At 70.8% G+C, this 23653-nt stretch carries 22 protein-coding genes; 10 read left to right on the forward strand and 12 right to left on the reverse strand.

Going from position 1 to position 23653, the window contains the following annotated elements; genetic code table 11:
• Positions 1-153 precede the first annotated feature (153 nt).
• A complete protein-coding gene (locus ACZ61E_RS01685) occupies positions 154-816 on the reverse strand; it encodes a type III effector protein (protein ID WP_469696670.1) in 663 nt (220 codons plus the stop codon).
• A gap of 127 nt (positions 817-943) precedes the next feature.
• Between ACZ61E_RS01685 and ACZ61E_RS01690 the strand changes: the two genes are divergently transcribed.
• Together ACZ61E_RS01690 and ACZ61E_RS01695 are read left to right on the forward strand one after the other, a co-directional pair.
• The gene (locus tag ACZ61E_RS01690; RefSeq protein ID WP_469696671.1) at positions 944-1378 is read left to right on the forward strand and encodes an Hsp20/alpha crystallin family protein; all 435 of its coding nucleotides are present in this window, start codon (positions 944-946) and stop codon (positions 1376-1378) included.
• Positions 1379-1434: 56 nt separating this feature from the next.
• The gene (locus ACZ61E_RS01695; protein ID WP_469696672.1) at positions 1435-1863 is read left to right on the forward strand and encodes a DUF2267 domain-containing protein; all 429 of its coding nucleotides are present in this window, start codon (positions 1435-1437) and stop codon (positions 1861-1863) included.
• Positions 1864-2283: 420 nt separating this feature from the next.
• Here the strand turns inward: ACZ61E_RS01695 and ACZ61E_RS01700 are convergent, their stop codons facing one another.
• Complete coding sequence (locus tag ACZ61E_RS01700) at positions 2284-3750, reverse strand: non-reducing end alpha-L-arabinofuranosidase family hydrolase (RefSeq protein WP_469696673.1); 1467 nt, start codon at positions 3748-3750, stop codon at positions 2284-2286.
• A gap of 629 nt (positions 3751-4379) precedes the next feature.
• Here ACZ61E_RS01700 and ACZ61E_RS01705 point away from each other — a divergent pair.
• A complete protein-coding gene (locus tag ACZ61E_RS01705; protein ID WP_469696674.1) occupies positions 4380-5810 on the forward strand; it encodes an endo-1,4-beta-xylanase in 1431 nt (476 codons plus the stop codon).
• A gap of 546 nt (positions 5811-6356) precedes the next feature.
• Positions 6357-7187, forward strand: coding sequence for a hypothetical protein (locus tag ACZ61E_RS01710; protein ID WP_469696675.1), 831 nt, complete (start codon positions 6357-6359; stop codon positions 7185-7187).
• 363 nt (positions 7188-7550) lie between these two features.
• Here ACZ61E_RS01710 and ACZ61E_RS01715 read toward each other — a convergent pair whose 3' ends face one another.
• From ACZ61E_RS01715 to ACZ61E_RS01725, 3 genes are all read right to left on the reverse strand, one after another.
• Entirely contained in the window at positions 7551-8048 is a 498-nt protein-coding gene (locus ACZ61E_RS01715; protein ID WP_469696677.1) for a DUF1990 family protein, read from the reverse strand.
• 87 nt (positions 8049-8135) lie between these two features.
• Positions 8136-9275 (reverse strand): zf-HC2 domain-containing protein, encoded by a 1140-nt coding sequence (locus ACZ61E_RS01720; protein WP_469696679.1) that lies wholly within the window; start codon positions 9273-9275, stop codon positions 8136-8138.
• A complete protein-coding gene (locus tag ACZ61E_RS01725; protein ID WP_469696680.1) occupies positions 9272-9799 on the reverse strand; it encodes an RNA polymerase sigma factor in 528 nt (175 codons plus the stop codon). The genes ACZ61E_RS01720 and ACZ61E_RS01725 overlap by 4 nt, the downstream gene beginning before the upstream one ends.
• A 300-nt stretch (positions 9800-10099) precedes the next feature.
• Between ACZ61E_RS01725 and ACZ61E_RS01730 the strand changes: the two genes are divergently transcribed.
• Both ACZ61E_RS01730 and ACZ61E_RS01735 read left to right on the forward strand, forming a co-directional pair.
• On the forward strand, positions 10100-10990 hold the full coding sequence (locus ACZ61E_RS01730; protein WP_469696681.1) for a universal stress protein: 891 nt from the start codon (positions 10100-10102) through the stop codon (positions 10988-10990).
• Between the two features lie 186 nt (positions 10991-11176).
• Positions 11177-11584, forward strand: a complete 408-nt coding sequence (locus ACZ61E_RS01735; protein WP_469696683.1) for an SHOCT domain-containing protein — start codon at positions 11177-11179, stop codon at positions 11582-11584.
• A 55-nt stretch (positions 11585-11639) separates the two neighbouring features.
• Here the strand turns inward: ACZ61E_RS01735 and ACZ61E_RS01740 are convergent, their stop codons facing one another.
• The 5 genes from ACZ61E_RS01740 to ACZ61E_RS01760 all read right to left on the reverse strand — a co-directional run bounded on the left by ACZ61E_RS01740 (position 11640) and on the right by ACZ61E_RS01760 (position 17614).
• Positions 11640-12329 (reverse strand): helix-turn-helix domain-containing protein, encoded by a 690-nt coding sequence (locus ACZ61E_RS01740; protein ID WP_469696685.1) that lies wholly within the window; start codon positions 12327-12329, stop codon positions 11640-11642.
• A gap of 136 nt (positions 12330-12465) precedes the next feature.
• Positions 12466-14760 (reverse strand): heavy metal translocating P-type ATPase, encoded by a 2295-nt coding sequence (locus ACZ61E_RS01745; protein WP_469696686.1) that lies wholly within the window; start codon positions 14758-14760, stop codon positions 12466-12468.
• Positions 14761-15007: 247 nt separating this feature from the next.
• A complete protein-coding gene (locus ACZ61E_RS01750) occupies positions 15008-15787 on the reverse strand; it encodes an FAD:protein FMN transferase (RefSeq protein ID WP_469696688.1) in 780 nt (259 codons plus the stop codon).
• Positions 15780-16223, reverse strand: a complete 444-nt coding sequence (locus tag ACZ61E_RS01755; protein ID WP_469697115.1) for an FMN-binding protein — start codon at positions 16221-16223, stop codon at positions 15780-15782. The genes ACZ61E_RS01750 and ACZ61E_RS01755 overlap by 8 nt, the downstream gene beginning before the upstream one ends.
• Positions 16224-16252: 29 nt before the next feature.
• Positions 16253-17614, reverse strand: a complete 1362-nt coding sequence (locus ACZ61E_RS01760) for a ferredoxin reductase family protein (RefSeq protein WP_469696690.1) — start codon at positions 17612-17614, stop codon at positions 16253-16255.
• A gap of 146 nt (positions 17615-17760) precedes the next feature.
• On the opposite strand from ACZ61E_RS01760, the gene ACZ61E_RS01765 reads away from it, so the two are divergent.
• Together ACZ61E_RS01765 and ACZ61E_RS01770 are read left to right on the forward strand one after the other, a co-directional pair.
• Positions 17761-18495, forward strand: a complete 735-nt coding sequence (locus ACZ61E_RS01765; RefSeq protein WP_469696692.1) for a response regulator transcription factor — start codon at positions 17761-17763, stop codon at positions 18493-18495.
• Positions 18495-19955, forward strand: coding sequence for a sensor histidine kinase (locus ACZ61E_RS01770; protein ID WP_469696694.1), 1461 nt, complete (start codon positions 18495-18497; stop codon positions 19953-19955). The genes ACZ61E_RS01765 and ACZ61E_RS01770 overlap by 1 nt, the downstream gene beginning before the upstream one ends.
• A gap of 84 nt (positions 19956-20039) precedes the next feature.
• On the opposite strand, the gene ACZ61E_RS01775 is transcribed toward ACZ61E_RS01770, so the two are convergent.
• Both ACZ61E_RS01775 and ACZ61E_RS01780 read right to left on the reverse strand, forming a co-directional pair.
• Positions 20040-20726 carry a CBS domain-containing protein gene (locus ACZ61E_RS01775; protein ID WP_469696696.1) on the reverse strand — a complete coding sequence of 229 codons (687 nt, stop codon included), beginning with the start codon at positions 20724-20726 and terminating at the stop codon, positions 20040-20042.
• 166 nt (positions 20727-20892) lie between these two features.
• On the reverse strand, positions 20893-21552 hold the full coding sequence (locus ACZ61E_RS01780) for a ScbR family autoregulator-binding transcription factor (RefSeq protein ID WP_469696698.1): 660 nt from the start codon (positions 21550-21552) through the stop codon (positions 20893-20895).
• 123 nt (positions 21553-21675) lie between these two features.
• Here ACZ61E_RS01780 and ACZ61E_RS01785 point away from each other — a divergent pair, with 123 nt between their 5' ends.
• Both ACZ61E_RS01785 and ACZ61E_RS01790 read left to right on the forward strand, forming a co-directional pair.
• Positions 21676-22578, forward strand: a complete 903-nt coding sequence (locus ACZ61E_RS01785; protein ID WP_469696699.1) for a ScbA/BarX family gamma-butyrolactone biosynthesis protein — start codon at positions 21676-21678, stop codon at positions 22576-22578.
• Between the two features lie 231 nt (positions 22579-22809).
• Entirely contained in the window at positions 22810-23502 is a 693-nt protein-coding gene (locus tag ACZ61E_RS01790; RefSeq protein ID WP_469696700.1) for an HAD family hydrolase, read from the forward strand.
• The last annotated feature ends 151 nt before the right edge of the window (positions 23503-23653 follow it).

Here is a 23653-nt window from a genome sequence, read left to right on the forward strand (position 1 = left end):
GCACGTGGAGCATGGCGGGCCGGCCGTCGTGCTTCGGTGCCGCTGCGAGGACCTGGTCGCCGCGTGACGGATGGGCGCGGCGGGCGGAGGGCGCCGGAATCCGAAGACACTTCATGCTCGGCGGGTGCGGTGACAGGGCCGGCGGCAGCTGACTCACCTGGTGGTGTCGTGGCGGAGGTGGTCGGTGTGGCGGGTGACGGCGTCGACGCGGTCGGCGAGGTCGGGGTGGGTGGTTTCGAGGTGGGGCCGGGTGGCGGTGAGCGGGGCCACGAGGGTGGCGGGGTCGTTGTCGGCGAGGGCGGTGGCGAGGAGGGCCTGTCCTCGGCGGGCGTCCGGGGGGAGGCCGGTGAGGGCGGTGATCTGTCCGGCGAGCTGCCGGAGGTCGGAGGAGTTGTCGCGGGCCCAGTGGGTGACGCTGCGGTCTGCCGCGCGGCGGTCGCGGGTGGTCTGTACGCGCTGGTCCCCGGTGGTGCCGGGCGCGCCGGGGCGTACGCGCAGGTAGCGGCGTTCGGCGGCCTGGCGGCTGGCGACGCCGAGGGGGCCCGCGAGGTCGGCCCAGCTGGCGCCGGCCTCCCGTGCGGCTTCGATCAGGCCGGGTTCCCAGGTGGCGAGCCGCTCTCGCAGCTCGCGGAGCAGGAGCAGGGCGGCCAGGGCCTGTTCGCTGCTGGTGCCGGGGCTCTCGCCGGGGGCCGCACGGGGGGCGTGGGCGGTCTGTACGGCCTCGTCGATCGCGTTCAGGGCCGCCGACGCGGCGAGGAAGGTGGTCGGGGTGGGAGCGGATTCGGGGTATGGGGAGGGCTGGTCTGCCGCGGGCACGGTCACTCCTTCGTCGTGTCACCCTTTCGACGACATCAAACTTGTCATCGTTTCGATGACATGTTACAACAGTGGCAGCAGCAGCGCATTGGCAGTTTCTGCCCAGACCAATCGGAGGTGTTTCGCGATGTTGATGCGCACCGAATCGTTCCGCGAACTCGACCGTCTCTCCCAGCAGCTCATGGGCGCGACCGGCACCTGGTCCAAGCCGTCCGCGATGCCGATGGACGCCTACCGGGAAGGCGAGGTCTATGTGATCGCACTCGACCTGCCCGGCGTCCCGCCCGAGGCGATCGACATCGACGTGGAGCGAAACATGCTGACCGTCAAGGCCGAGCGACGGCCCGCCGCCAACACGGACGACGTCCGCATGGACCTCTCCGAGCGCCCCCTGGGCGTCTTCTCCCGCAAGGTCGTGCTGGCCGACACCCTCGACACCGAACGCATCGAGGCGCACTACGACGCAGGCGTCCTCACCCTGCGGATCCCCGTCGCCGAACGAGCCAAGCCACGCAAGATCAGCGTCGGCGCACCGGCACGGCGCAAGGAACTCCACACCTGAACAGGCTCCCCACCGCCACAGCCCCCCAACACCCCGATGAAGAAAGGCATCGCCCGATGCACCCCCAGGCAGTGCCGTCGGCGCCGGCGACGACGTACGACCAGATGCTCGAACAGATCAGGTACGACGGCGCCTACCCCACCCGGGAGCGCGCCGAGCGTACGGCGCGCGTCGTACTGGCGGCCCTCGGCAGACAACTCCGCACGGACGAGCGCGACGAACTCGCCGCGTGCCTGCCCCCTGAAGCCGCACACATCCTGACGGCGGAGCCCGCCGGCGCCGGAACGCTCACCGGCTGGGGCTTCGTCAAGGACCTGGCCACCCGCACCCACGGCACCCCCGCCACCACGCGATGGGACGTCGGCACCGTCCTGGCCCAGGTCGCCCACCTCGCCGACGACGACATCATCGACCGCGTCCTCGCCCAACTCCCGCCCGGCTACGCCCTCCTGTTCGGCCGCGCCGAACTGGTCCAGGCCGCCTGACACACCAGGCGGACAAGGCCGTGTCCCGCCCGCCCCCCCGAACGGGACACGGCCTCCACCACCGGATCAACGTTCTCGCCCGGAGGAATTCAAGGCGTAGTGCCCAGACGGGATCGGTGCCGCGAGGGCGGCACCGATCCCGAAGCCGCGAACGGCGGCGCGCCCTGACACGGCGCAGCCGGGCTATTGGGCGACCGGAGCGCTCCCCGTCCTGTGGCGGCCGCAGCTGGCAGGGACTCCCCGGCATGACGATTGAAGACGCCCGCGGTTACGGGCACCTGCGTCGTGATTGTCTGCGCCGCGGGACTCTCTGCCTGTGCTCGCTTCGGCACCGGGACGGTACGCCGGACAGCCGCGACCTGGAGGGAGTGTTCCCCCGCCCCGGGCGGCTCCGTACTGGAGCCGGACCGGCGCACGCCGTCAGCGCTGCAACGTCAGCAGAGCCGGACGGTAGGGCAGGAGGCCGTAGTCACCGCCGGAGTTGGGGCTGCGCCCCTGGTAGAGCAACCGCAGGTTGCAGGGGTCTACGGTCATGGTCTGATCAGGGCCGCTGCGGATCAGTTCGCCGTGGCTGATGTCGTTGGTCCAGCCGGCCCCACTGTTGGCCTTGCCGGCGAAGGGGTTGCTCTCGGTCGTGGCCTGGGGCGTCCATGAGCCGTCCAGACTGGTGGCTGTGAACGAGCGGAAGTAGCGGCCCTGCGAGCCGATCGCCTCGACGATCATGAGGTAGCGGTTCTGGCCCTGCAGCTTGTAGACCTGCGGAGCTTCGAACAGGTTGTTCGTCGTATCGCTCATGACCACTGTCGAGTTCGCGCCGAAACTGCCAGGGAAGTTCCCGATCGGCATACTGGCCCGGTAGATCTTGCCGTTGTCACCGGCGAAGAACAGGTACATGTTCGTCCCGTCACCGATGAGGGTCTGATCGATGGGTCCCGTTCCGGAGCCGGAGATGGTTCCGGAGAAGAGTTCCCGCTGGGACGACCAGCCATTCGGGTTGGCCGGGTCGCTCGACGTCCGGTAGGAGAAGGCGGTTCCGCCCCACTGGTAGGCGAGCACCCAGATGTTCCTCGGTGCGAAGTAGAGGAGTGTGGGGGCCACGGTGGAAGTCGACATCGCGTTCTGGCCGGCCGAGGCCATCTCCGACCAGTTGGTGAACAGGCCGAAATTCATCGACCCCCAACTCGTCCCCGTGTCGTGCGTCGTCGCATAGACGAGCTGCCTGCCGTTGTAGGGGGCCACGGTGAAGTCCTTGAGCGAGACCCATCCCGGCTTGGGCTGCGCGAGCGCGCCCGTTGATGTCCAGCGGTATGTCGACGGAAGATCGCAGGGGCCGGTGTCGCCGCCGCCGCCCCTGACGAGCCGCCACTGCTGGTTGGTGCCGCCCCAGTCGTCGTATTGGACGATGTTCGCGTTGTCGGCGGTAGAGGCGCCTTGCGCTTCGAGGGCCTTGTCGCTGTGGCGCGAGATGAACCTCACGTAGCCGTCCGGGCTGTCGGCGAGCCGCCACTGCTGGTTGGTGGCGTTCAGGTCGGCCCACTGGACGATCGGGGCGCCGTTCGCGGTGGACCAGTTGTGGACGTCCAGCACCTTGCCCGAGTGGCGGGACTTGATGCGGTAGTAGCCACCCCCCGAATCGACGAACTGCCACTGCTGCTGGTACTGATCGTTCCTGGTCCACTGGGTGATGCGGGCGCCGTCGTTGGTCGCCATGTTGTACACGTCCAGGGCCTTGCCGCTGTTGCGGTTGACCAGCACATATGAGGCGTCGGGGTCGACGGTCGCCGCGTCGGCGGGCTGGGCGCCGAGGAAGGCAGCCAGAAGGAGCAGGGGCGCGAGGACGGCCAGTAAGCGTCTTGGGCGGACCGGGGACGGGTGGCTAAACCACATCAGAGGGGCTCCTTCGGGGACGGGGGCGAGGCGACAGCGATGAACTGCGGAGCGGCCGCTCCCGGACACAGGGATGCTTCGAAAGAGTTTCGAAAAATTCCCGGATTCTCTGACGCCACAAGCTAGGAATACGGCACGCCCCGGTCAAGAGTCGGCGCCGATCTGTCCATAAACAGCGCCTGCTCTTTGGTCTTGAGAAGCTTCGCGCCGACCGGAAGCACCCCCCATTCCGGCCCTGGTCCGGCCCCGCGACGTCGGCGATCGACTCGGCGCCGGGCTCGCCAGGGCTTCTGAAATTCTCGGTACTTAGATCGAAACTTTCTCTGTTGAGTGTATTGACGGCCTCTCGTCAGTGCCTCAATCATCTCTTCCTGTGAGGCGCCGGTCACAGTTCGCGATCTCGAACTCCGTTGGTCCTGGGCCGGCGCGCACAACAGACCCGCCCACAGTCGCGCAGTGCATCCGCTTACCCGAGTGCCTGCGCCACTGACGTTCACCGGTGAACTCGCGCTGTCCGTATTCCGGCCCGCCCCGTCCGTCCGCCCCGCCGTCCGTCCGCCCAGAGGGAGCGGACGCCGCATTCTCCTGCGCTTCGTCACTTCCGTCCTACCTACCCTGGAGGCACAGCCATGGGCTCGAACGCCCTTCCCGGAACCGTTGTCCACCGGAAGATCCGAAGACTGCTTCTGGCACTGGTCGCCGGCGTCCTCGGTGTCGTTGCCGCACTGGGCGCAGCGCCGAGAGCACAGGCCGCCGAGAGCACGCTCGGCGCTGCGGCGTCGCAGAGCGGCCGCTACTTCGGCACCGCCATCGCATCGGGCAGGCTGGGTGACTCGGCGTACACGACGATCGCGGGCCGTGAGTTCAACTCGGTGACGGCCGAGAACGAGATGAAGATCGACGCCACCGAACCGCAGCGGGGCCAGTTCAACTTCACCGCCGGTGACCGCGTCTACAACTGGGCGGTGCAGAACGGCAAGCAGGTGCGCGGCCACACCCTGGCCTGGCACTCCCAGCAGCCCGGCTGGATGCAGAGCCTCAGCGGCGGCACGCTGCGTCAGGCGATGATCGACCACATCAACGGCGTGATGGGCCACTACAAGGGCAAGATCGCCCAGTGGGACGTGGTGAACGAGGCGTTCGCCGACGGCAGTTCGGGAGCCCGGCGCGACTCCAACCTGCAGCGCACGGGCAACGACTGGATCGAGGTCGCCTTCCGCACGGCGCGTGCCGCCGACCCGGCCGCCAAACTCTGCTACAACGACTACAACGTCGAGGACTGGACCTGGGCCAAGACCCAGGCCATGTACGCCATGGTCCGAGACTTCAAGCAGCGCGGCGTGCCGATCGACTGTGTCGGCTTCCAGTCGCACTTCAACAGCGGCAGCCCTTACAACAGCAACTTCCGCACCACCTTGCAGAGCTTCGCCGCCCTCGGCGTCGACGTGGCCATCACCGAACTCGACATCCAGGGTGCCTCGGCCACTACCTACGCCAATGTGACCAACGACTGCCTGGCTGTCCCGCGCTGCCTCGGCATCACCGTCTGGGGTGTTCGCGACTCCGACTCCTGGCGACCGGAGCACACGCCTCTGCTGTTCAACAGCGACGGCAGCAAGAAGCCCGCCTACACCGCCGTCCTCAACGCGCTCAACGGCGGCTCCTCCATGCCCCCTTCCGAAGCCGGACCGATCAAGGGCGTCGGTTCGGGCCGTTGCGTCGACGTACCCAACGCCGGTACCACCGACGGCACCCGGGTCAACCTGTGGGACTGCCACGGCGGAACACAGCAGCAGTGGACCTATACCGCCGCCGGCGAGTTCAGGGTCTACGGCAACAAGTGCCTGGACGCCGCCGGCACCGGCAATGGCGCCCAGGTCCAGATCTACAGCTGCTGGGGCGGCGACAACCAGAAGTGGCGCCTCAACTCCGACGGATCGATCGTCGGAGTCCAGTCCGGCCTCTGCCTCGACGCCGTCGGGGCCGGCGCCGCCAACGGCACCCAGATCCAGCTCTACTCCTGCTCGAACGGCAGCAACCAACGCTGGACACGTACCTGATGGGACCTGCCGGAAACGGCAGGCCGAATCGCTGAGGACTCAGTTGCGGCTCCCCCCGGGCCCTCCACGAGGACATCGCCGGTGGTCCCGGGGCACCGCAGTGCCGCTGTGGCGGCGCCCCCGCGCTGATGGGGTATCAAAAGATTTGTCGAGCAGGTCAGGGCTGTCAGGGGCGTATTTCGATGCGCTTACATCAACTCCAGGCCACGGAACAGCTTATGCAAGATCCGCAGGACGCTTCGACGGATCGCCTCGTCCGTCGGTCCAGGGATCGACAGACACGCTACGAGGTGACCGGCCCCCCGGACTCCGCCGGTGTCCGTTCCACGGCTCAGGAACGCCCTGATGGCGACTGGGACGAACCCGACCACGGACGGTGGCATGTGGTATGTAGCCCTGCGAGGCTGATGCGGGCCGGAGTTCGCCGTCGCGGGCGACTATGCGGTGACACGCTGCCCCGGCTACGTCGGCTCCTACAATTCCGATCCGGGATCAGAATGACCGATCCGAGGGATGCGGGTCACCCGTCTGCTGTACGTTCCTGGCATGGTCACGGGCAAAGTGAGTGAGAACGCGGAGTCGCGCTTCTCCACCGTTCTGGTCGGCGCGGCAAGACTTCCGGGCGTGCGAATCGACAGGGAGGCGTACCTCCGGACGGCGCTTGCCCGTCATTGCTCGGAGGATGAACTGCGCAGAGCGATAGAAGAGACCCCCGCAGCGGCGGGTATCCCTCTTGCTGTTCTGGACAGAGTGGCCGACGACTCCATTCGCTACGAAACCGCCAAGGTGAGCGCGGTCTCCGCGGCTGCTGGGATTCCTGGATTCATCGCCCTGCCCGCCACGGTGCCGGCCGATGTGGCCCAGTATGCAGCCCACATGCTGCGCATCGCGCAGAAGCTCGCTTATCTCTACAGCTGGCCTGATCTGTTCTCTGTCGACAACGAGGACCTGGATGACGCTACCAAAGGGGTGCTCACGCTCTTCCTCGGAGTGATGTTCGGAACCCAGTCCGCGAACGCCGCTGTGGGGAAGGTGGCGGGGATGATGTCGGAGCAGGTAGCGAAGAAGCTGCCTCAGAAGGCACTGACCCAGGGCATCGTCTACCCCATTGTGAAGAAGGTCGCCGGCTACCTCGGCGTCGAGATGACGAAGCAGACCTTCGCCAAGTCGGTCTCGAAGGCCATTCCCGTCGTCGGGGCTGCTGTGTCCGGAGGGCTCACCTTCGTGACTTTCCGCCCCATGTCCAGAAGGCTCAAGGCGCACCTCTCCGGCCTGGAACTCGCCAAGCCTGTTGGCCAGGTCATTACGGGGGAAGTCGTTCAGGGCGGGGGCTACCCGACCGCAGACGGGGCGCGGATCCGGCAGCCGGGCCGTTGAAGGCGTGTCTTCAAGCGTGGTGCGTAGCGGATCAGGCCATGGGCAAGGGCGATCAGGTCGTGGAACCCCATTGACGCGCAGGTGGAGAACGGTGGTCAGGGACCTCGTTGTCGAGGGTGAGCCGGGGTAGGCAATCACGACAGGTTTCTCCTTGCCGGGCAAGGGGGTCTGGATGGACTGCTGCAATTGGTGTGGGGACAGCCCGCTATACGGCATCGGCGGCAGCAGCCGGATTGCACTGGGGGGTCGGTGGTCGACCCTTCCTATCAGCCGGGATGGGACTTCGTGGCTACTCGGCGGGTAAGGGTCGTAGTGGTACCCCACGAGACGGCCCTGCCAAATCCCGCAGCGCTGTGGACGGCTTCACGTCGTGCGGGCCAGCCGCTTCAGGCTCTGGGCGTAGCGGTGCGCCACCGCCCGCTGAAGTGAACGTCCGCACGGGCCCAGTGCCTTGGTGTACCAAGCCGAGGGCCGGCTGATGGCGACGACGACGAAGTCGGTGGAGTCGTCCGGCAGGCGTTCCAGAACGAACGCCTCTTCACCGCACTCGGGGTGTCCGGTGAGCGTCCCGTAGGCGAACCCGGTCCGATGCCGCTCGTCGACGGTCCACACGACCTCGCACGGTGCCGTGAGCGGTCCCGCCCGCAGCGTCACCCGCACGCCCTGCGCGGCGTGCGGGGTGTCGTTCGGGACGCCGAGAAAGGGAGTGGCCCGGTGCATCTCCCACCCGAGGAGCGCCTCGGCGGCACGGTCGTACGTGCCGAGCCCCAGTGATGTACGGAGCCGCAGCACGTGGAAGCCCGGGGGCGCCGGTCCGTCCTTCGCCGTCATGCCCACGTCGGCATAGGTCAGATCGCGCATGCGCTCCATCATGCCCCGCCGCCACGGGGGAGCGGGGCCGACAGCCCCCGAGCCCGTAGGACGGCGGCGAAGGGAGGGGCCGGGCGGTCAGAGTCTGCTCATCGAGGCCATCGCGAAGAGCAGTTCGTTCAGTGCGACCCGGTCGCCCTGCTGGCCCGCTGCCACGTCCTGGGGTTTGAGGCGGCCCGCGGAGAGGCGGCAGAACTCGACCTCGTCCAGGACCACTTCGCCGACGCAGTTCTCGGGGCCGGCGGTGGAGGTGGGGTCGTCGACCGGGAGGTACCAGTCGCCGCCGCTCTCGCCCTCGATGGTCAGGCGCAGCGAACGGGGGTTGAGTGTCGGGTCCAGGGTGGGCAGGGGCGGGGAGGCCAGACCCGCCTGGCGCCGGGCGGCGAGGATCGACGGGAGCATCTGGACGGCGACGCCCACCAGCGTGCGCAGATGCGCGGGCACCGGTGGCGGGTACGGGTAGTCGACGGCGTCGGCGATGTCCGTGGCGTGGATCCAGGTCTCGAACGCCCGGTCCAGGAGGGCCAGGCGCAGCGGCAGCATGACGCCCTCACCGTAGGGAACGGGGATGTCGGCGATGCCCGTCCCGCTGAACGCGCAGGTGCGGATCAGCTCGTAGGCGTGGTCGCGCCAGGTGTCGCGCAGTGCGTCCGGGCCCGAATCGGCGAAGGGCATCTCCTGTGCCCAGAGGGCCTCGGTCCGGTCCTGCGGGTCGGTCGAGGAGGTCGTACCCGGCCGGAGCGGGTCCGGCAGGCCGAGCGACGCGGAGACCGCGCCGTCCACCGCCAGGAGGTGGCCGAGCACACCGGCCACCGAGGTCCTGCGGCTCGTGGAGTCCGCGCCGTCGAACCACTCCAGCCTGACCTGCGCCGCCCACTCCGAGTCGTCCAGGTCCGTCAGCAGTGCGTCCAGACGGGCGGCCTCGGCGTCGTAGGGCTGCGCGTAGTCCGGTACGGCGACCTGGGGTGGACGCGCGCTCAGGCATGCCCCGATGACCTCGGCGCGCAGCGTGGTCGGCAGGTCGAGGTCCATGTGGGGGTGCAACAGGTCCATGGCCGACCGAAGCCGTCCGGCCTCGCGGGAGCAGTCGCCGCATTCGGCGAGGTGCGTGTCCACCTCCGCCGCCTCCTCGGGCGAGCACGCGCTGAGCGCCCAGGCGCCGAGCAGACGTTGCAGGCGCGCGTGTGCGCCGGAGTCCGCTGTGGAGTCGCTGTTCATCGCCCGTCCTCCCTGACGGCCTCGGTCCGTGCGGCGATCATCTGAAGTCCCAGACGCAGTCGGCGCAGGGTCTCCTCCTCGGAGACTCCCAGGGTGGCGGCTGTCTGACGGTAGTCCAGCCCCGCGGTGCGGGTGAGGTGCAGAGCGCGGCGCACCCCGGGGCGCAGCTCGCTGATCGCCTCGTCCGCGCGGCTGCTCTCCTCGGTCCGGGCGGGGTCCCCGTATCCGTTCGTCCGTGCTTCCGGTACGTGCTCCGCGGCCATCTCGCAGGTCCGTACGGCGAGCCAGGTCGCCAGGCGGTAGCGCGCGTGGTCGAACGAGCCGGGGTGCAGCCAGAGTTCGGTGAAGACGCGTGCCACCAGTTCACGCGTGGCCTTCTCCTCGCCGGTCAGCCGGGCGGCGAGAGCGTGCACGAGGCGGGCGTGCCGGTCGTAGAGCTCACCCAGTGCCGCGGCCTCGCCACGAGTCAGCCGGAGCTGTATCTGACGTTCCCATCGCGCCCAGTCCTCGGGTGTGTCGGTCATGGCTCAGTACCTCCCGGCTCGCGCGCCGGTCCCCACTATCCAGCATCCGGCCCGAAATGGGGAAACGCCCTTGACAGGGCGGAGGTTGGGGATTTCTCGTCCGGTTCGGACGAGGACGGCCGACGGCCGTCGGGCCCCTTGCCGGGTGGCCCGCTCGTCGTGTGCGGCGCCGGGCACCGGACCCGGCGGCGTCCACCGGGTCGGGTGTCACGTCGCCCGCACGGGGCGCAGCGCTCATGCTGGACGGAGGACGGGTCGAGGGTCGCCGTCGCCGTGGCCGTCGCAGGAGGTGTGTGCAGCATGACCAGCAAGGTGATCGTCGGTGTCGACGGGTCCCCGGAGAGTCTGGCCGCCGCCCGCTGGGCGGCCGACGAGGCCTGCCTCCGCCGGGTGCCGCTGAAGCTGCTGAGCGTCTGGGAACCGGCGCCTCCCGGGCCGGAGCCGGTCATGGGCGCCGAGACCCGGCGGCACTGGTCGGAACGCATTCCCAGGGACGCCGCGGAGGAGCTGCGTGAGAGCCGTCCCGATCTGGAAATCCTTGTGGAACAGACCTCCGGCCGACCGGGTGAGGTGATTCCCCGCGCGGCGGGCGACGCCGACCTGCTGGTCCTGGGATCCCGGGGGCTGAGCGGCTTCCGCGGGTTCCTGGTCGGCTCCGTGGGCCAGGCGGTCGTCGCGCGGGCCGGACTGCCGGTCGTCCTGGTCCGCCCACCGGATCCGGTGACGGGCGGGCCGGAGCCGGCGGGTGACGCGGCCACGACCCGATACCGGCCGGTCGTCCTCGGGCTCGACGCGAACGCCCCCGACGACACGCTCATCGAGTTCGCCTTCGAGGAGGCCCTCCGCCGCGACACCCGCCTGCACGCCGTCCACGGGTGGCAGCTGCCCGCCTACTACTCCTACGGGCTCGCGTTCGGTGGCTCTCCGGGGTCGGCTCTGGACGAGAGCGAGATCGCCGCTCTCTCGCAGGCCCTGCGGCCGTGGCGGCAGAGGTATCCGGCTGTGCAGGTGGACGAGCGGTCCCTGCCCGGCCGCGCCGTCAACCATCTTCTCGACGCGGCCCGTGACGCCTCCCTGCTGGTCGTGGGCCGTCGTGTCCGGCGCACGTCACTCGGCGGCCGTATCGGATCGGTCACCCACGCCGTCCTGCATCACTCGCCGGCGCCCGTCGCCGTGATTCCCCACCCGTGACCGATCCGCCCCCGGGGCGGCGCCGCACCGCGTGGGACCCGGGCAAGTGGCGGGCGGAGGCCCGAAGACGCACGATGGTGGGGTTCCCGCATCCGTAGGACCGACCGCGCGGGCGCCGAATCCAGTCATCGCGCCGCGCGGCATCGGAGGGCGGTTCCACCGTCCCCCACGAGCGGAGAGGTAGCCATGACCGGAGAAATGAACCTGGCAGCCGACTATCCGATCCTCGGCGCTTTCTGGACGGTCCTCTTCTTCGTCCTGAGCGTGCTGTGGCTGATCCTGCTCTTCCGGATCATCGCCGACATACTCCGGGACGACATGACCGGAGTGGCCAAAGCCGGCTGGCTGCTGTTCGTGATCCTGCTGCCCTTCCTGGGCGTCTTCGTCTACGTCGCGCTCCGCGGCCGTGGCATGGGGGAACGTGAACAGCGCCACGCGCGGGCCCGGCAGCAGGATCTCGACTCGTACATCCGCGCGACCGCCGGATCCGGCACCAGTCAGGCGGAACAACTCGCGAAGCTGGTCGAGATGCACGACAAGGGCGCCATCAACGATCACGAGTTCCAGAAGGCGAAGACCAAGGTGCTCCACTGACGCCACCGGAACCACGTTCACCGCTGAGGCACCGCTGAGGCCGCGGGAGCCGCGTTCAGTGGGTGTCGATGATCCGGCCGCTGATCCGTTCCGGCAGCAGCCGGATCCACAGGGGCCGCGACCCGCCCGCCCAGGGGCGTGAACCCACCCGGTCCGCGAGGGCGTCCCTCTCCGCGTGGTCCGTGACGTGCGCGGCCGTCCCCGTCAGCAGTACGCTCCAGCCGCTCGTCCGCCTTTCGTCGAGACGGTCCGCCTCGAAGGAGAGCGACGTACCCGTGTCGACGGCCGGGGCGCTTCCGGGCTCCGTCCGGTACACGACGCTCCGGCCGTCCACCAGGAAATTGACCGGCACGACCACGGGCGCGGTCTCCCCCGGGAGCCCCAGACGTCCGACGCCATGGGTGTCGAGCAAGTCCCAGCACTCGCGTTCCGTGAGCCGCCTCAGCCGCGGACGGGCCGCTGCGGCGCCCTGCCCCGGCGGTGGCTCGGCGCGCCCGCGGAGCAGTTCGGCGGTCGTCATGTCCAGGGCGCCGGCCAGCCGGGTCAGCCCCTCGGGGTCGAAGTCGCCGTGCGTCGAGGCAAGCGTGCGCAAGTACGTCGGGGACATCCGGGCGCGGTGTGCCAGCTCGGCCGGTGAGAGGCCCAGCTGGATCCGGCGCAGTTCCACCCGGTCGGCCATGTCCTCCGGCGCCCCCGGCCCGCTCTCGGCCCCTCCGTCCGACGGCGTGCGCTTGTCCTCGACCACCCTCGTCTCCTTCGCCGGGGCTCCCGATACCGTTCCCAGAGGAACACAGGGTTCCGGTGCGCCGCGAGCGCTGGCGGCCCGGCCGGGCCCTTCCGGGAGGACGGGCGCCGGAAGACACGCCGACGGCCGCTACGGCTCAGGCGCGGGGTCCCCCATTCGACGGTCCGGCCGGTGGGGGAGAGGAGAGGGAGAAGTAGCTGTCCTCCTCCTGGATGAAGTGCAGACGCAGCACGGTGTGGAGTCCGTAGAGGCAGGCACGCAGGTCGTCGACCTGCTCCAGGCGCAGTTCCCCGGCTTCGTCCGCCAGTCGCAGATGCGTGGCGATACGGCGGGCGAGCCGGTCGATCTCGGTGTGGGCGCGGCTCATCGTCTCGGTGTTCGCCGGGCCGCCGAGCTGTCTGTTCAGGGCCGGGTAGAGCTGCTGTTCCTCGGCGTGTTCGTGCGGGAGCAGCCGTTCGGTCAGCAGACGGTCGACGCGGCGCAGGGTGGCCAGGGCCTTCGGTCCCTGGTCGGTGGAGACCAGTCCGGCGGCCTCTCTGATGGCGTCCAGGGTGTCCCGGAGATCCTCGTGTTCCATCGCGAAACGGTGGATCAGCGTCTCGGTGTCCGATTCCAGGACCGGACCCGCGCCCCGGGCCGGCAGGAGCGCGCGGAGGGCGTTGAGGATGACGGCCGTGTCGATGGCCTCCTGAAGAAGCGCCCCGGGGGCCGGGCGCAGCCAGCCGGCCAGGGCGGCTGCCATGGCGACCAGGGACATCAGCATGCCGCCGACGGCGCTCTGTACGGCGATCCGCCGGGCCCGGACCGCGATTTCCATCGCGTCGGCGAGGCGGTCGACCCGGTCGGTGGTCAGAACGATGTCGGCGGCTTCGGAGGTCGCGGTGGAGCCGCGGGCGCCCATGGCCACCCCGATGTCGGCGGTGGCCAGGGCGGGCGCGTCGTTGACACCGTCGCCCACCATGATCGTGACGGCGCCGGCGCACTCCTCCCGGACCGAGGCGACCTTGTCGGCGGGCAGTTGCCCCGCGCGGACGTCGTCCAGACCCAGCACCGCTCCCACCTCACGGGCCGGCTCGGCGCGGTCGCCGGTGAGCATCAGCAGCCGGGTCAGCCCCGCCGCCCTCAGCCGCCGGATCGTGCGCGGGGCGTCGTGGCGCAGGGGGTCCTGGAGCAGTACGGCGCCGGCGAGCGTGTCGTCGACGGTGAGCCAGGCGACGGCGGCGCCGTCGAGCAGCGCACGGTTGTCAACGGCCCGTGCCCATCCGGGCAGGGCCCGCGCGGCGAGACCGGTCTTCCCGACGGTGACGCGGTGGCCGTCGACCGTGCCGGCGGTTCCGCGTCCGGCCTCCTCGTCGGCCCGGTCGGGCACCGACAGGGTCAGTCCCCGGGCTCCCGCCTCACGGACGATGGCCTCGGCCAGGATGTGCGCCGAGATCTGGTCCAGCGACGCCGCGAGCCGCAGCACCTCGGAGGTCGTCCTGCCCGGGGCCGCCGCGACCTCCAGCACACGCGGCCGCCCGGCGGTGAGGGTTCCGGTCTTGTCGATCACCAGTGTGCGGGCCCGCCCCAGCCGCTCCAGAGCCCCGCCGTCGCGCACGATGACGCCCCTGCGTGCCGCTCTGGAGAGGCCCGAGACGATCGCCACGGGAGCGGCGAGCAGCAGGGGACACGGCGTCGCGACGACCAGAACCGCCACCGCGCGCACCGCCGACCCGCTGACCGCCCAGGCGAGCCCGGCCATCCCCAGCGACAGGGGCAGGAACCACGCCGCGTAGCGCTCCGCCAGCCGTACGGTCGGTGCCCGCTCCGCTCCCGCGTGCTGGGCCAGCCGCACGATCTCCGCGTAGGTGCTCTCCTCCGCGGTCGCGCTCGCCTCCAGCTCGAAGACGCCGCCCGCGTTGACCACACCGCTGCGTACGGCGTCGGCGGTGCCCCGCTCCACCTGCGCGGACTCTCCCGTCAGCACGGACTCGTCGAGGAGCGCGGTGCCGGTGGTGACCCGGCCGTCCACGGGCACCACCTCGCCCGTTCCCACCACGATCGTGTCGCCGACGGCGACATCCGCGAGAGCGACCACGGACACCGTCCGCCCCCTGCGGCGGCGCGCCGATCGCGGAGCGTGTTCCAGGAGCGCCCTCAGATCGTGCGAGGCCCGGCGCTCGGCGGCCGCGTCGAGCGCCCGCCCGGTGGCCAGCATCAACGCGATCAGGGCGCCCGCCAGGTACTCCCCGACGACCAGCGTGCCGACCAGCGCCAGTACGGCGATCAGGTCGACGCCGGCCCGCTTCCTGCGCAGCGCGGCGACCACCCAGCCGATCGCGGGGGCCAGGGCGACGACCGTACCCGCCGCCCAGAACGCGTCGGCCACGGCCACGTCGCCGGTCAGCCGGGCGACCCCGCCGCCCAGCAGGGCGATCGCCGTCGCCGCCAACAGCGCGGGCTCCAGCAGCCGCCGGACAGGTCTTCCCCCGGTCGCTCCCCGACGCCTCGGGTGTCTCACGGCTTCTCTCCGCCCCTCGCGCGAATCACTCAGGCGCCATGAAAGCCGTCCGCGCCCTCTCCCCCCGGCCACCGCGCCAGGACGCGGGCCGAACGGGCTACCAGGCGCGCGGGGCGGCTCGGCGCCGGAGAGACGGGCCGCGGCCAGGGACGGGGCCGTATCCGGCGACCGGCCGTCCTCAGGGACGGGCCGTCACCCGCGCTTCACCGGCGAAGCCGCTGGTCCGCCACGAACGGCCGTCGGGCAGCACCGCGAACCCCTCGTAGCCGTCCAGCGACTCCAGCCAGTCCCGCGCCGACTCTCCCCTGGCGAAGGCCGCGGTGGCGTAGGCGTCGGTCATCGTGAGTCCGTCGCCGGTCACCGTGACCGACGCCAGGCCGCCGGCGGGTACGGCGAGGTGCGGGTTGACGATGTGGGTCCCGCGTTCGACCGTTCCGGAGGTGGCGACGGCCAGGTCGCCACCCTCGACGACGGCGCACAGTTCGCCGGGGCGCAGGGGGTGGGCGATCCCGACGCGCCAGGGAGTGCCCGGTGCGGCCTCGCCTCTCAGCCGCAGGTCACCGCCGCCGTTCAGACAGGTGTTGCGGGCTCCCGCCTCGTACAGGATCCGGGACGCGCCCTCCACCGCCCATCCTTTGACCAGCCCCGACGGGTCGAGGAGCCCGGTCGCGAGGTGGCTGAACCAGCCGCCGCTGGTCCGCACCGCGTCGCGGCACAGACCAAGGACCTCGCGCACCTCAGAGGAGCAGTCGGCGGGCCCGATCTCGTGCCGGGCCAGCCGGCTGATGGCGCTGTCGGGCCGGTAGGGCGAGTACACCTCGTCGACATGGTGCAGCCAGTCCACCGCCTCGCTCAGCGCCGCCTCGATCGCGGGGGCGCGTCCGTCCCGGATGTCGAAGGAGACGACGGTGCCCATGACGTGCTCGACATGGCGCAGACCGCGCCCGGTGTCAGGCACCGGCCCTGTCCAATGCGCTCTGGAGGGACTGGATGTACCCCTGGCTGGTGTAGCTCGCGCCGGAGACGGCGTCGATGTGCGCGCTGTGTGTGGCCAGAGCCTCCTTCGTCAGGCGTGGCACGGCGTACGCGGCGATCTGCTGGTCGCGTCCGTTCCCGGACGGCACCTGGATCACCCTGACGTCGGTCAGCTTCCCGGCCTTGACGGTGGCCGCGACCTGCACCGTGCCGTACTGGGTGGACACGGCGTCACCCGTGTAGGTGCCTGTGCCCGGCCGGGACCCGCCCGGTGGCGACGCCGGCGCGGTCGGGGCCGGTGACGTCCCCGCCGGTGGTGACGCACCGCCCACCGGGGTGGTCGGCTGGTGCGGTTTGAGCGTCAGGAGCAGCACGACGAGGGTGCTGGTCGACGCCGCGGCGAGTACGGCTCTGCGCATGGTGGGCGCTGCGCGCACGGTGGGCCTCCTCAGAACTCGAACGACTCGTGGTGGATGTGACGGCGGGGCACACCGGCGTCACGCAGGGCGTGCTCGGCGGCGTCGGTCATCCCGGGCGGACCGCACACGTACACCTCGTGGGCCGCGAGGTCCGGTACCAGGGCGCCCAGCGCACTCGCTGTCAGTGGGGAGCGGCTGGTGGCGGGCTCGCCCGCGATGTAGTGCACGACGGCCCCACGCGCCGCCGCTATGGAGTCGAGTTCGGCGCAGAGCGCCATGTCCTCCGGACGGCGGGCCCGGTAGATCAGGGTCACCTCTCCCGGGAGGGTCTCGAAGAGGGCCCGGAGAGGGGTGATGCCCACGCCGCCCGCCAGCAGCAGGATCCTGCGCGATCTGCTGCGGGCCGCGGTGAAGGCGCCGTAGGGGCCCTCCGCCCACACCCGGGTGCCCGGCCGCAGCCCCGCCAGTGCCGCGCTGTGCTTTCCCGTCGCCTTCACGGTGATCCGCAGCTGACGGGGGAGGGGCGGGGCGGAGAGGGAGTACGGATTGGCGGTCCACCACAGGCCCGGTGCCAGGAAGCGCCAGCGGAAGAACTGTCCCGGCCGCGCGTCCAGTTCGTCCAGGTGCTCCCCCGTCAGATGCACCGAGACGATGCCGGGGGCTTCGTGCCGGACGTCCGCCACTCGCAGCCGGTGACGGAGCGAACGCCGTACGGGGACCAGGAAGCGGTACCAGCCGATGAGGGCGGCGACCCCGAGATACAGCGCGTACCAGACCGCCTGGGCGGTCGGGTGTCCGACGAAGTCGGCACCGTTGCTCAGCTGGTGGAAGAAGGCCAGGAAGACGGCCAGATAGGTGGCGAAGTGCAGGTAGTGCCAGGTCTCGTAGCTCATCCTGCGGCGCGCGGCGCGTGCCGAGACGAACGCGGTGACGACGAAGAGCAGGAAGGCGGCGGTGGCCTTGAGCATGTCCGGGTAGTGGAACACCAGTGTGCTCGTCTGACTCACCGGCCCGTTGCCCGACGTGAGCGCGTATCCCCAGATGATCAGCAGGGTGTGGGCGAGGATGAGCGAGATCGTGTAGCGACCGCCGATGGCGTGCCAGCGCGCCAGCCGGTCGGTGCCGATGCTGTGGTCGAGCAGGGGGACGCGGGCCATCAGCGCCACCAGCACCGCGCAGGCGTAGCCCGCGAGAAGCCCGGTGATCCGGCCCGCGTCCGTCAGCCACGCGCCGGCGCCCACCACCGACGCGGTGTGACTCCACCACAGGCCGATGACCCCCGCGGCGCCCAGCCAGATCACGGCCTGCACCACCAGGGGCACCACCGAACGCGGGCGTCGCGGTCGCGGGGCACGGTCCGCACGGTGTCGCGCGGGGGTCGTGGTAGTCATGGGCCTTCTTTCCGCCGGGTGCTGACCACCGTCGCAACCCGACCTCTGAGGCTCCTCTGAAAGAGGCCGCCGCGGCCGTATTCAGAGGAAACTCAGAGCGAGTCCGGAACGCCGCGGCCCCGGTCCGGAGGGATGCTGGAGACACCATGGACGACCGAAGCTCCCCGCCCCGTATCCCGCACAGCGGTGACGGCGACCCCGTGCGGGTCCTCGTCGTCGACGACGAGCCGGACCTCACGGAGGTCCTCTCCGGCGCCCTGTCGGGTGAGGGCTGGCAGGTGCGTACCGCAGCCGACGGCGCTTCCGCCGTGGCGACCGCCAGGACGTTCCGTCCGCACGCCGTCGTACTGGACTGGATGCTGCCCGACATGGACGGTCTCCACGTACTGCGCCGCCTGCGCGGCGATCTGGACGGCGTGTGCGTGCTGTTCCTGACCGCACGCGATTCCGTCCAGGACCGGGTCGCCGGAATCACCGCGGGCGGCGACGACTACGTGACGAAGCCCTTCAGCCTGGAAGAGGTCCTGGCCCGGCTGCGCGGCCTGCTCCGCCGGGCCGGTACGGCGAGCGGGCCGGGCGGTGACAGGCTGGTCGTCGGGGAACTGGTGATGGACGAGGAGGCCCGGGAGGTCACCCGCGCGGGCGAGATCGTGGAGCTGTCCCGTACGGAGTTCGAACTCCTGCGGTTCCTGATGCGCAACCCCCGCCGAGTCCTCTCCAAGGCACAGATCCTCGACCGTGTCTGGTCCTACGACTTCGGAGGGCGTGCGCATGTCGTGGAGCTGTACATCAGCTATCTGCGCAAGAAGATCGACGCCGGCCGGCCCGCGATGATCCACACCGTGCGCGGTGTGGGCTACGTGCTCAAGCCGGAGTGCTGATGCGGCCGCGGTTTCCCCGGGTCCCGCTGCCGCGCACCCTGCGGAGCCAGCTGACCACCGGAATGGTCGTTCTGCTCGCCCTCGCCTGCCTGGCGGTGGGGTTCACCACCGTCCTCGCGCTCGAAGGTTTCCTCGTGAGGCGCCTCGACCAGCAGCTCGCCGCCTCCGGGGGACGATTCGCGCAGAGCCTGGAGCACGAGTCCCGGCCCGACGCCGACAACATGCCCGACACCCGCGGTCAGTCCGAAGGCACGTTCGGCGCCCGGCTGCTGAGGGGGGCGGTCGTTCAGGCGGCGGTCGTCCGGGACGAGACGGACGCCGGAGTGCCCCTGGACGCCGCCGACCGGCGGACACTCGAACGCCTGCCCGCCGACGGGAAGGCCCACGGCGTCAGGCTGTCGGCGCTGGGTCCGTACCGCCTCGCCGCTGTCCGCGGGGACGACCAGGATGTCCTGGTCACCGGTCTGCCCCTGCGGCCGGTCGAGGAGACGGTGCACCGACTCGAACGGGTGGAGGCGGTGGTGTTCGCCGTCGCCCTCGCGGTCACGGGCATCCTCGGAGCGCTCTGGGTGCGCTTCTCGCTGCGGCCGCTGCACCGGGTGACCAGCACCGCGGTGAGCGTCGCGGAGCGGCCCCTGGCCAGCGGCGAGGTCGCCATGCCGGAACCGGTACCGGTCGGTGACCCCCGGACCGAGGTGGGGCAGGTCGGCACGGCCGTCAACCGCATGCTGGGCCATGTCGGCGACGCCCTGGAGCGCCGCCAGGCAAGCGAGCAACGCCTGCGGCACTTCGCCGCGGACGCGAGTCACGAGCTGCGCACACCGGTGGCGAACATCCGCGGGCACGCGGAACTCGCACTCCGCACCCGGAGTCCCGTACCGCCCGAGGTGCGCCGCGCGCTGGAACGCGTCCAGTCCGAGTCCGAACGCATGAGCCGCCTGGTGGACGACCTGCTGCTGCTCGCCCGTATCGACGCGGGCAGCGCCCTCGGCCGATCCCGGGTCGACCTGACCCGGCTGGTCCTCGACGCCACGGACGACGCACGGGCGGCGGGCCCGGATCATCGCTGGCTGCTGGACCTGCCGCGGGAGTCGGTGACCGTGGACGGCGACGAGCACCGTCTGCACCAGGCCATCGGGAATCTGCTGGCCAACGCGCGCGTCCACACCCCCGCGGGCACCGAGGTCACCGTCCGGCTCGCGGCGGAGGACGGCCGCGTCGGGCTGACCGTGACGGACGACGGGCCCGGCATCGATGCGGACCTGCTGCCCGAGGTCTTCGGCCGCTTCGTCCGTGCCGACCACGCCCGCTCGCGCACGACGGGCAGCACCGGACTGGGCCTGGCCATCGTCCACGCGGTGGTCACGGCGCACGGCGGCACGGTGGAGGTCGGGAGCCGGCCCGGCCGCACCGTGTTCACCGTGACCCTGCCCGTCTCGGCGCCGGGCCCGGCCCCGTGACTCCGGGTCAGGGGCCCCCGTCCCCCGGCGGCTCTCCCGGCCCGTCGAGGGCTCGCTCCCGGGACGGGTCGCCGGGCCCGCCCGTCACGTTTCCCGCCTGCCGGCGGATTCGGCCGGGCCGGTGAGCGCCGACGGGTGTTTGAGGTCCTCGGAGACCGCGACGACCCCGTCCACGCCGCCGCACAGCCGCAGGAGTACCGCGACGGTGTGTTCGTCGTCGACGGCGCCGTGGAGGGAGACCTGCCCCTGCTCGACGTCGGCGGTGACGGCGGACGGCGCCAGGTTCAGCGTGCGCGCCAGGATGTCCCGTGAGATCTCCTCGTGAATGGCGCTGTCCCGCCGGAGAAAGACCCGCAGGAGGTCCGACCGGCTGACGATGCCCACCAGTTCGTCCGTCTCGTCCACCACGGGCAGGCGTTTGACGTGCCGCTCGGCCATGGAGCGTGCGGCCTCCACGACTGTCCAGCCGGGGTACGCGCACAGCGCCGGGGCCGACATGATCTCCGCCGCGACCACGCCCTCGGCCCTGGCCCGCTCCCACGCCTCCAGATGGGGGAGTGGGGTCCTGCCGGACTGATCGGACCTGTTGGCCGCCTTGCGCAGCAAGTCGGCCTCGGAGACCACGCCGACCGGACGGCCGCCGTCGTCCAGCACGGGCACGGCGCTGACGCCGTGATCCGCCAGGGCTCTGGCGATCTCCTTGAAGGGGGTGTCGAGTCGCACGCTCACGACATCGCGGGTCATGAGTTCACCAATGCTGCGGTGGTCCATGTCCTGCACTCCTTCCGGGCTGGGCGGGCCTCCAGGGTGTGGGGCCGCCGGAGACCGGGGGACACCATCCAGCGTGACTCCGCTCGGCGCGGCGCAGCAGGTGCCACTCAGCCCTATCGGGCGACGACAGGCCCCGGAAACCCTCCGGACGGGTGCTTACGGGTGCTTACGGGGCCGTCGGCGCCGGTGTGCCCGACGCTTCGGCGAGGTGCGCGTGCGCCCGGTCGAGCAGCGAGGTGGCGCCGGGGTGCGCCTGGAGCGCGGGCAGCAGGAGCAGCCACAGGTCGTGGAGCCGCTCCTCGATGTGCTCCCGGCCGTCCATCGCGTCGGAGACGGTGTGCAGTCCGAAGAACGCGGACACGACGGCGTTCCCCGCCTTCCGGGGGTTCACGGACGGGGTGAGTACACCCTCGCGGGCGGCCTCCTCCAGCAGGCTGACGACCGTCTCGATCCAGCCCTCGAACGGAGAGGGAAGGGACGCGTCGACGGACTTGCGTTCGGCCCAGAGCCGTGAGCCGCCCCGTACCACCACATCGTCCCGGAAGGCGCGGGCGACCGAGAAGCTGAGCGCGACGAGTTTCTCCAGGGCCGGAATGTCGGCCTCGCGGTGGCGTCCGACCAGTGTGGGCCAGGTGTCGAACACTTCCTCCATCACCGCGAGGGCGAGATTCTCCTTGCACGCGTAATGGAAGTAGATCGCGCCGCTCGTCCGCCCGGAGAGCGCGCTGATATCGCTGATGCTGGTGCCCGCGTACCCCCGTTCCTCGAACAGTTGCGCAGCCGCCTCCAGAAGAGAACGCCGTGTTGCTTTCGCCCGTCCCTGCACATGCACCCCGATGCCGCGCCGTCCCGTTACCGCGAGGAAATCTAGTCCATGAAGCCGTCGTGATCGAAAAGACGGAGTGCGGACCTGAAGGGGATGAGTTCTTCTGGTCATATGGATAATTCGGTGGGTGAATTCACCGGTGAATCCCGGCTGAGCTGGTCACGGACCGTCCCTCGTGAACTGGTGCACCGCAGGTCGGCGGCAGAGGTGCTGCTCACCGACGTACGTCCCGGCGGGGACAGGGGTGAGTTCGACGTGGCGGCCTCCTGGCCGAGATCACATCCCACCTTTCCCCGGGACGGCGCGGATCTGCACAGTCCGCTGATGGTCATCGAGACGGTGCGCCAGCTCGGTATCTATCTGCCGTTGCGTCATTACGCCGTGCCGCCCGAATCCCGGCTGCTGATCACCGACCTGCACTTCCGGATCGATCCGGAACGGGAACCCCGAGCCCTCTCGAATTCCACGGACGTGACCTGCCGCGCGCGCGTGAGCGACCTGCGCGTGGGGGCGGACGGCTCCGTCGGCGGACTGCGGATGGAGATCTCCGTCCGGTTCGGCTCCGAGACCTTCGCGCGGGCGGGCGGCGGGGCGCGTTTCCTGGGCCCGGAGAAGTACGCCGCGATACGCGGGGCCGCGGCGACCTCGCTGCCACCCGCGGCCGCCGGCCGCTGGGAGCGGCCGGACATCGGACGTATCGCCGTGGCAGATCCGCGCGATGTGATGATCGCGGTCGACGGTGGCGCCGTGCGGCTGCGGCCGGCCGATCCGCGGCACCCCTTCTTCTTCGACCATCCCTCGGACCACGTACCGGGCATGGTCCTGCTGGAGGCGGCGCGGCAGGCCGGCGCGCTGGCGAGCGGCGGCCGGTGCGCGCGCCCTACCGCCGGTCGGCTGAAAGCCCTGAGCTTCGCCGAGTTCGCGCCGGCCGCCCGCGTGCTGGCCGTGCCGCACCACCGGACCTGCGGTTTCCGTGTCCGGCAAGGGGGTCGGTATGTCGCCTATGGGGCCTTGGAGTACCGGTAAGTACATTTTCATAACTATGTGTCACTCCTTGACGACTTTTCGTAATGCTTCATACCGTAGCGATCGTTATGTTCTCGGCTGGGCCCGGAGAAACCTTCCTCCCGTATGCGCGCCCACCGGGAACCGATCCCGCCCCCGGATCCGGCGGCCTGCGCGTCGACCGTGCCGTGCCTGACGGCACACCTCTCGGCGTTCCGCCCTCCGCGGGCACTGCGGAACGGAACAACTCCCATGACCTCTGAACGAGTCCTCTCCTGGACCCCCTCGGCCATCGTCTTCGACTGCGACGGCACCCTCATGGACACCGAAAAACACTGGATGGACGCGAGAGAGCACGCGCTCGGCGAATTCGGCCTCACCTCGTCCCCGGGCTTCGCGGACCGGGCCAAGGGACTGCACTACACCCAGTGCGGCAGGCTCATGGCCGAGGAGGCCGGACGGCCCGACCTCGCCGAGGGCATGACCGGCAGCCTGCTGCGGATCTTCCGCGACCTGGTCGCCGAGAACCCCGTGACCATGCCCGGAGCCCGTGAACTGGTCGTGTCCGCGGCCACGTTCGCCCCGCTGGCCGTGGCCAGCAACTGCCCGCGCGAGGTCGTCGAGTCCTGCCTGGACACGGCGGGCCTGCGGGACTACTTCGGCCACATCGTGGTCCCCGACAGCGGCATCCGGCCCAAACCGCAGCCCGACGTCTACCTGGCGGCCGCGCGCCACTGCGGTGCGGACCCGGCCGACACCCTCGCCGTGGAGGACTCCCTCTGCGGGGTCGAAGCCGCGTCACGGGCCGGTATGCGGGTGCTCGGGGTCGGCCCCTGGCCGGGGGAGCGGACCACGGCCCTGGTCGACCTCTGGGTCACCTCGCTCGCCGAGCCCGACCTCTCGCGGTGGGCCGACGCGCGGATCCCCCGGCAGGCCACGCGCTGAAGCCCCAGGGCAGGGGCGTGCCGCCTGCCCCGATTACGGCCGCCGGGAGCCCGACAGCGGCGGGCCTTCCGCCCCGGGCCGCGCCTCCCACCACGGGCCGCGCCCGGCCTCCCACCACGGGCCGCGCCGCGCCTCCGGGCCGCGCCTCCCA

Source organism: Streptomyces sp. NPDC104581 (assembly GCF_055583685.1).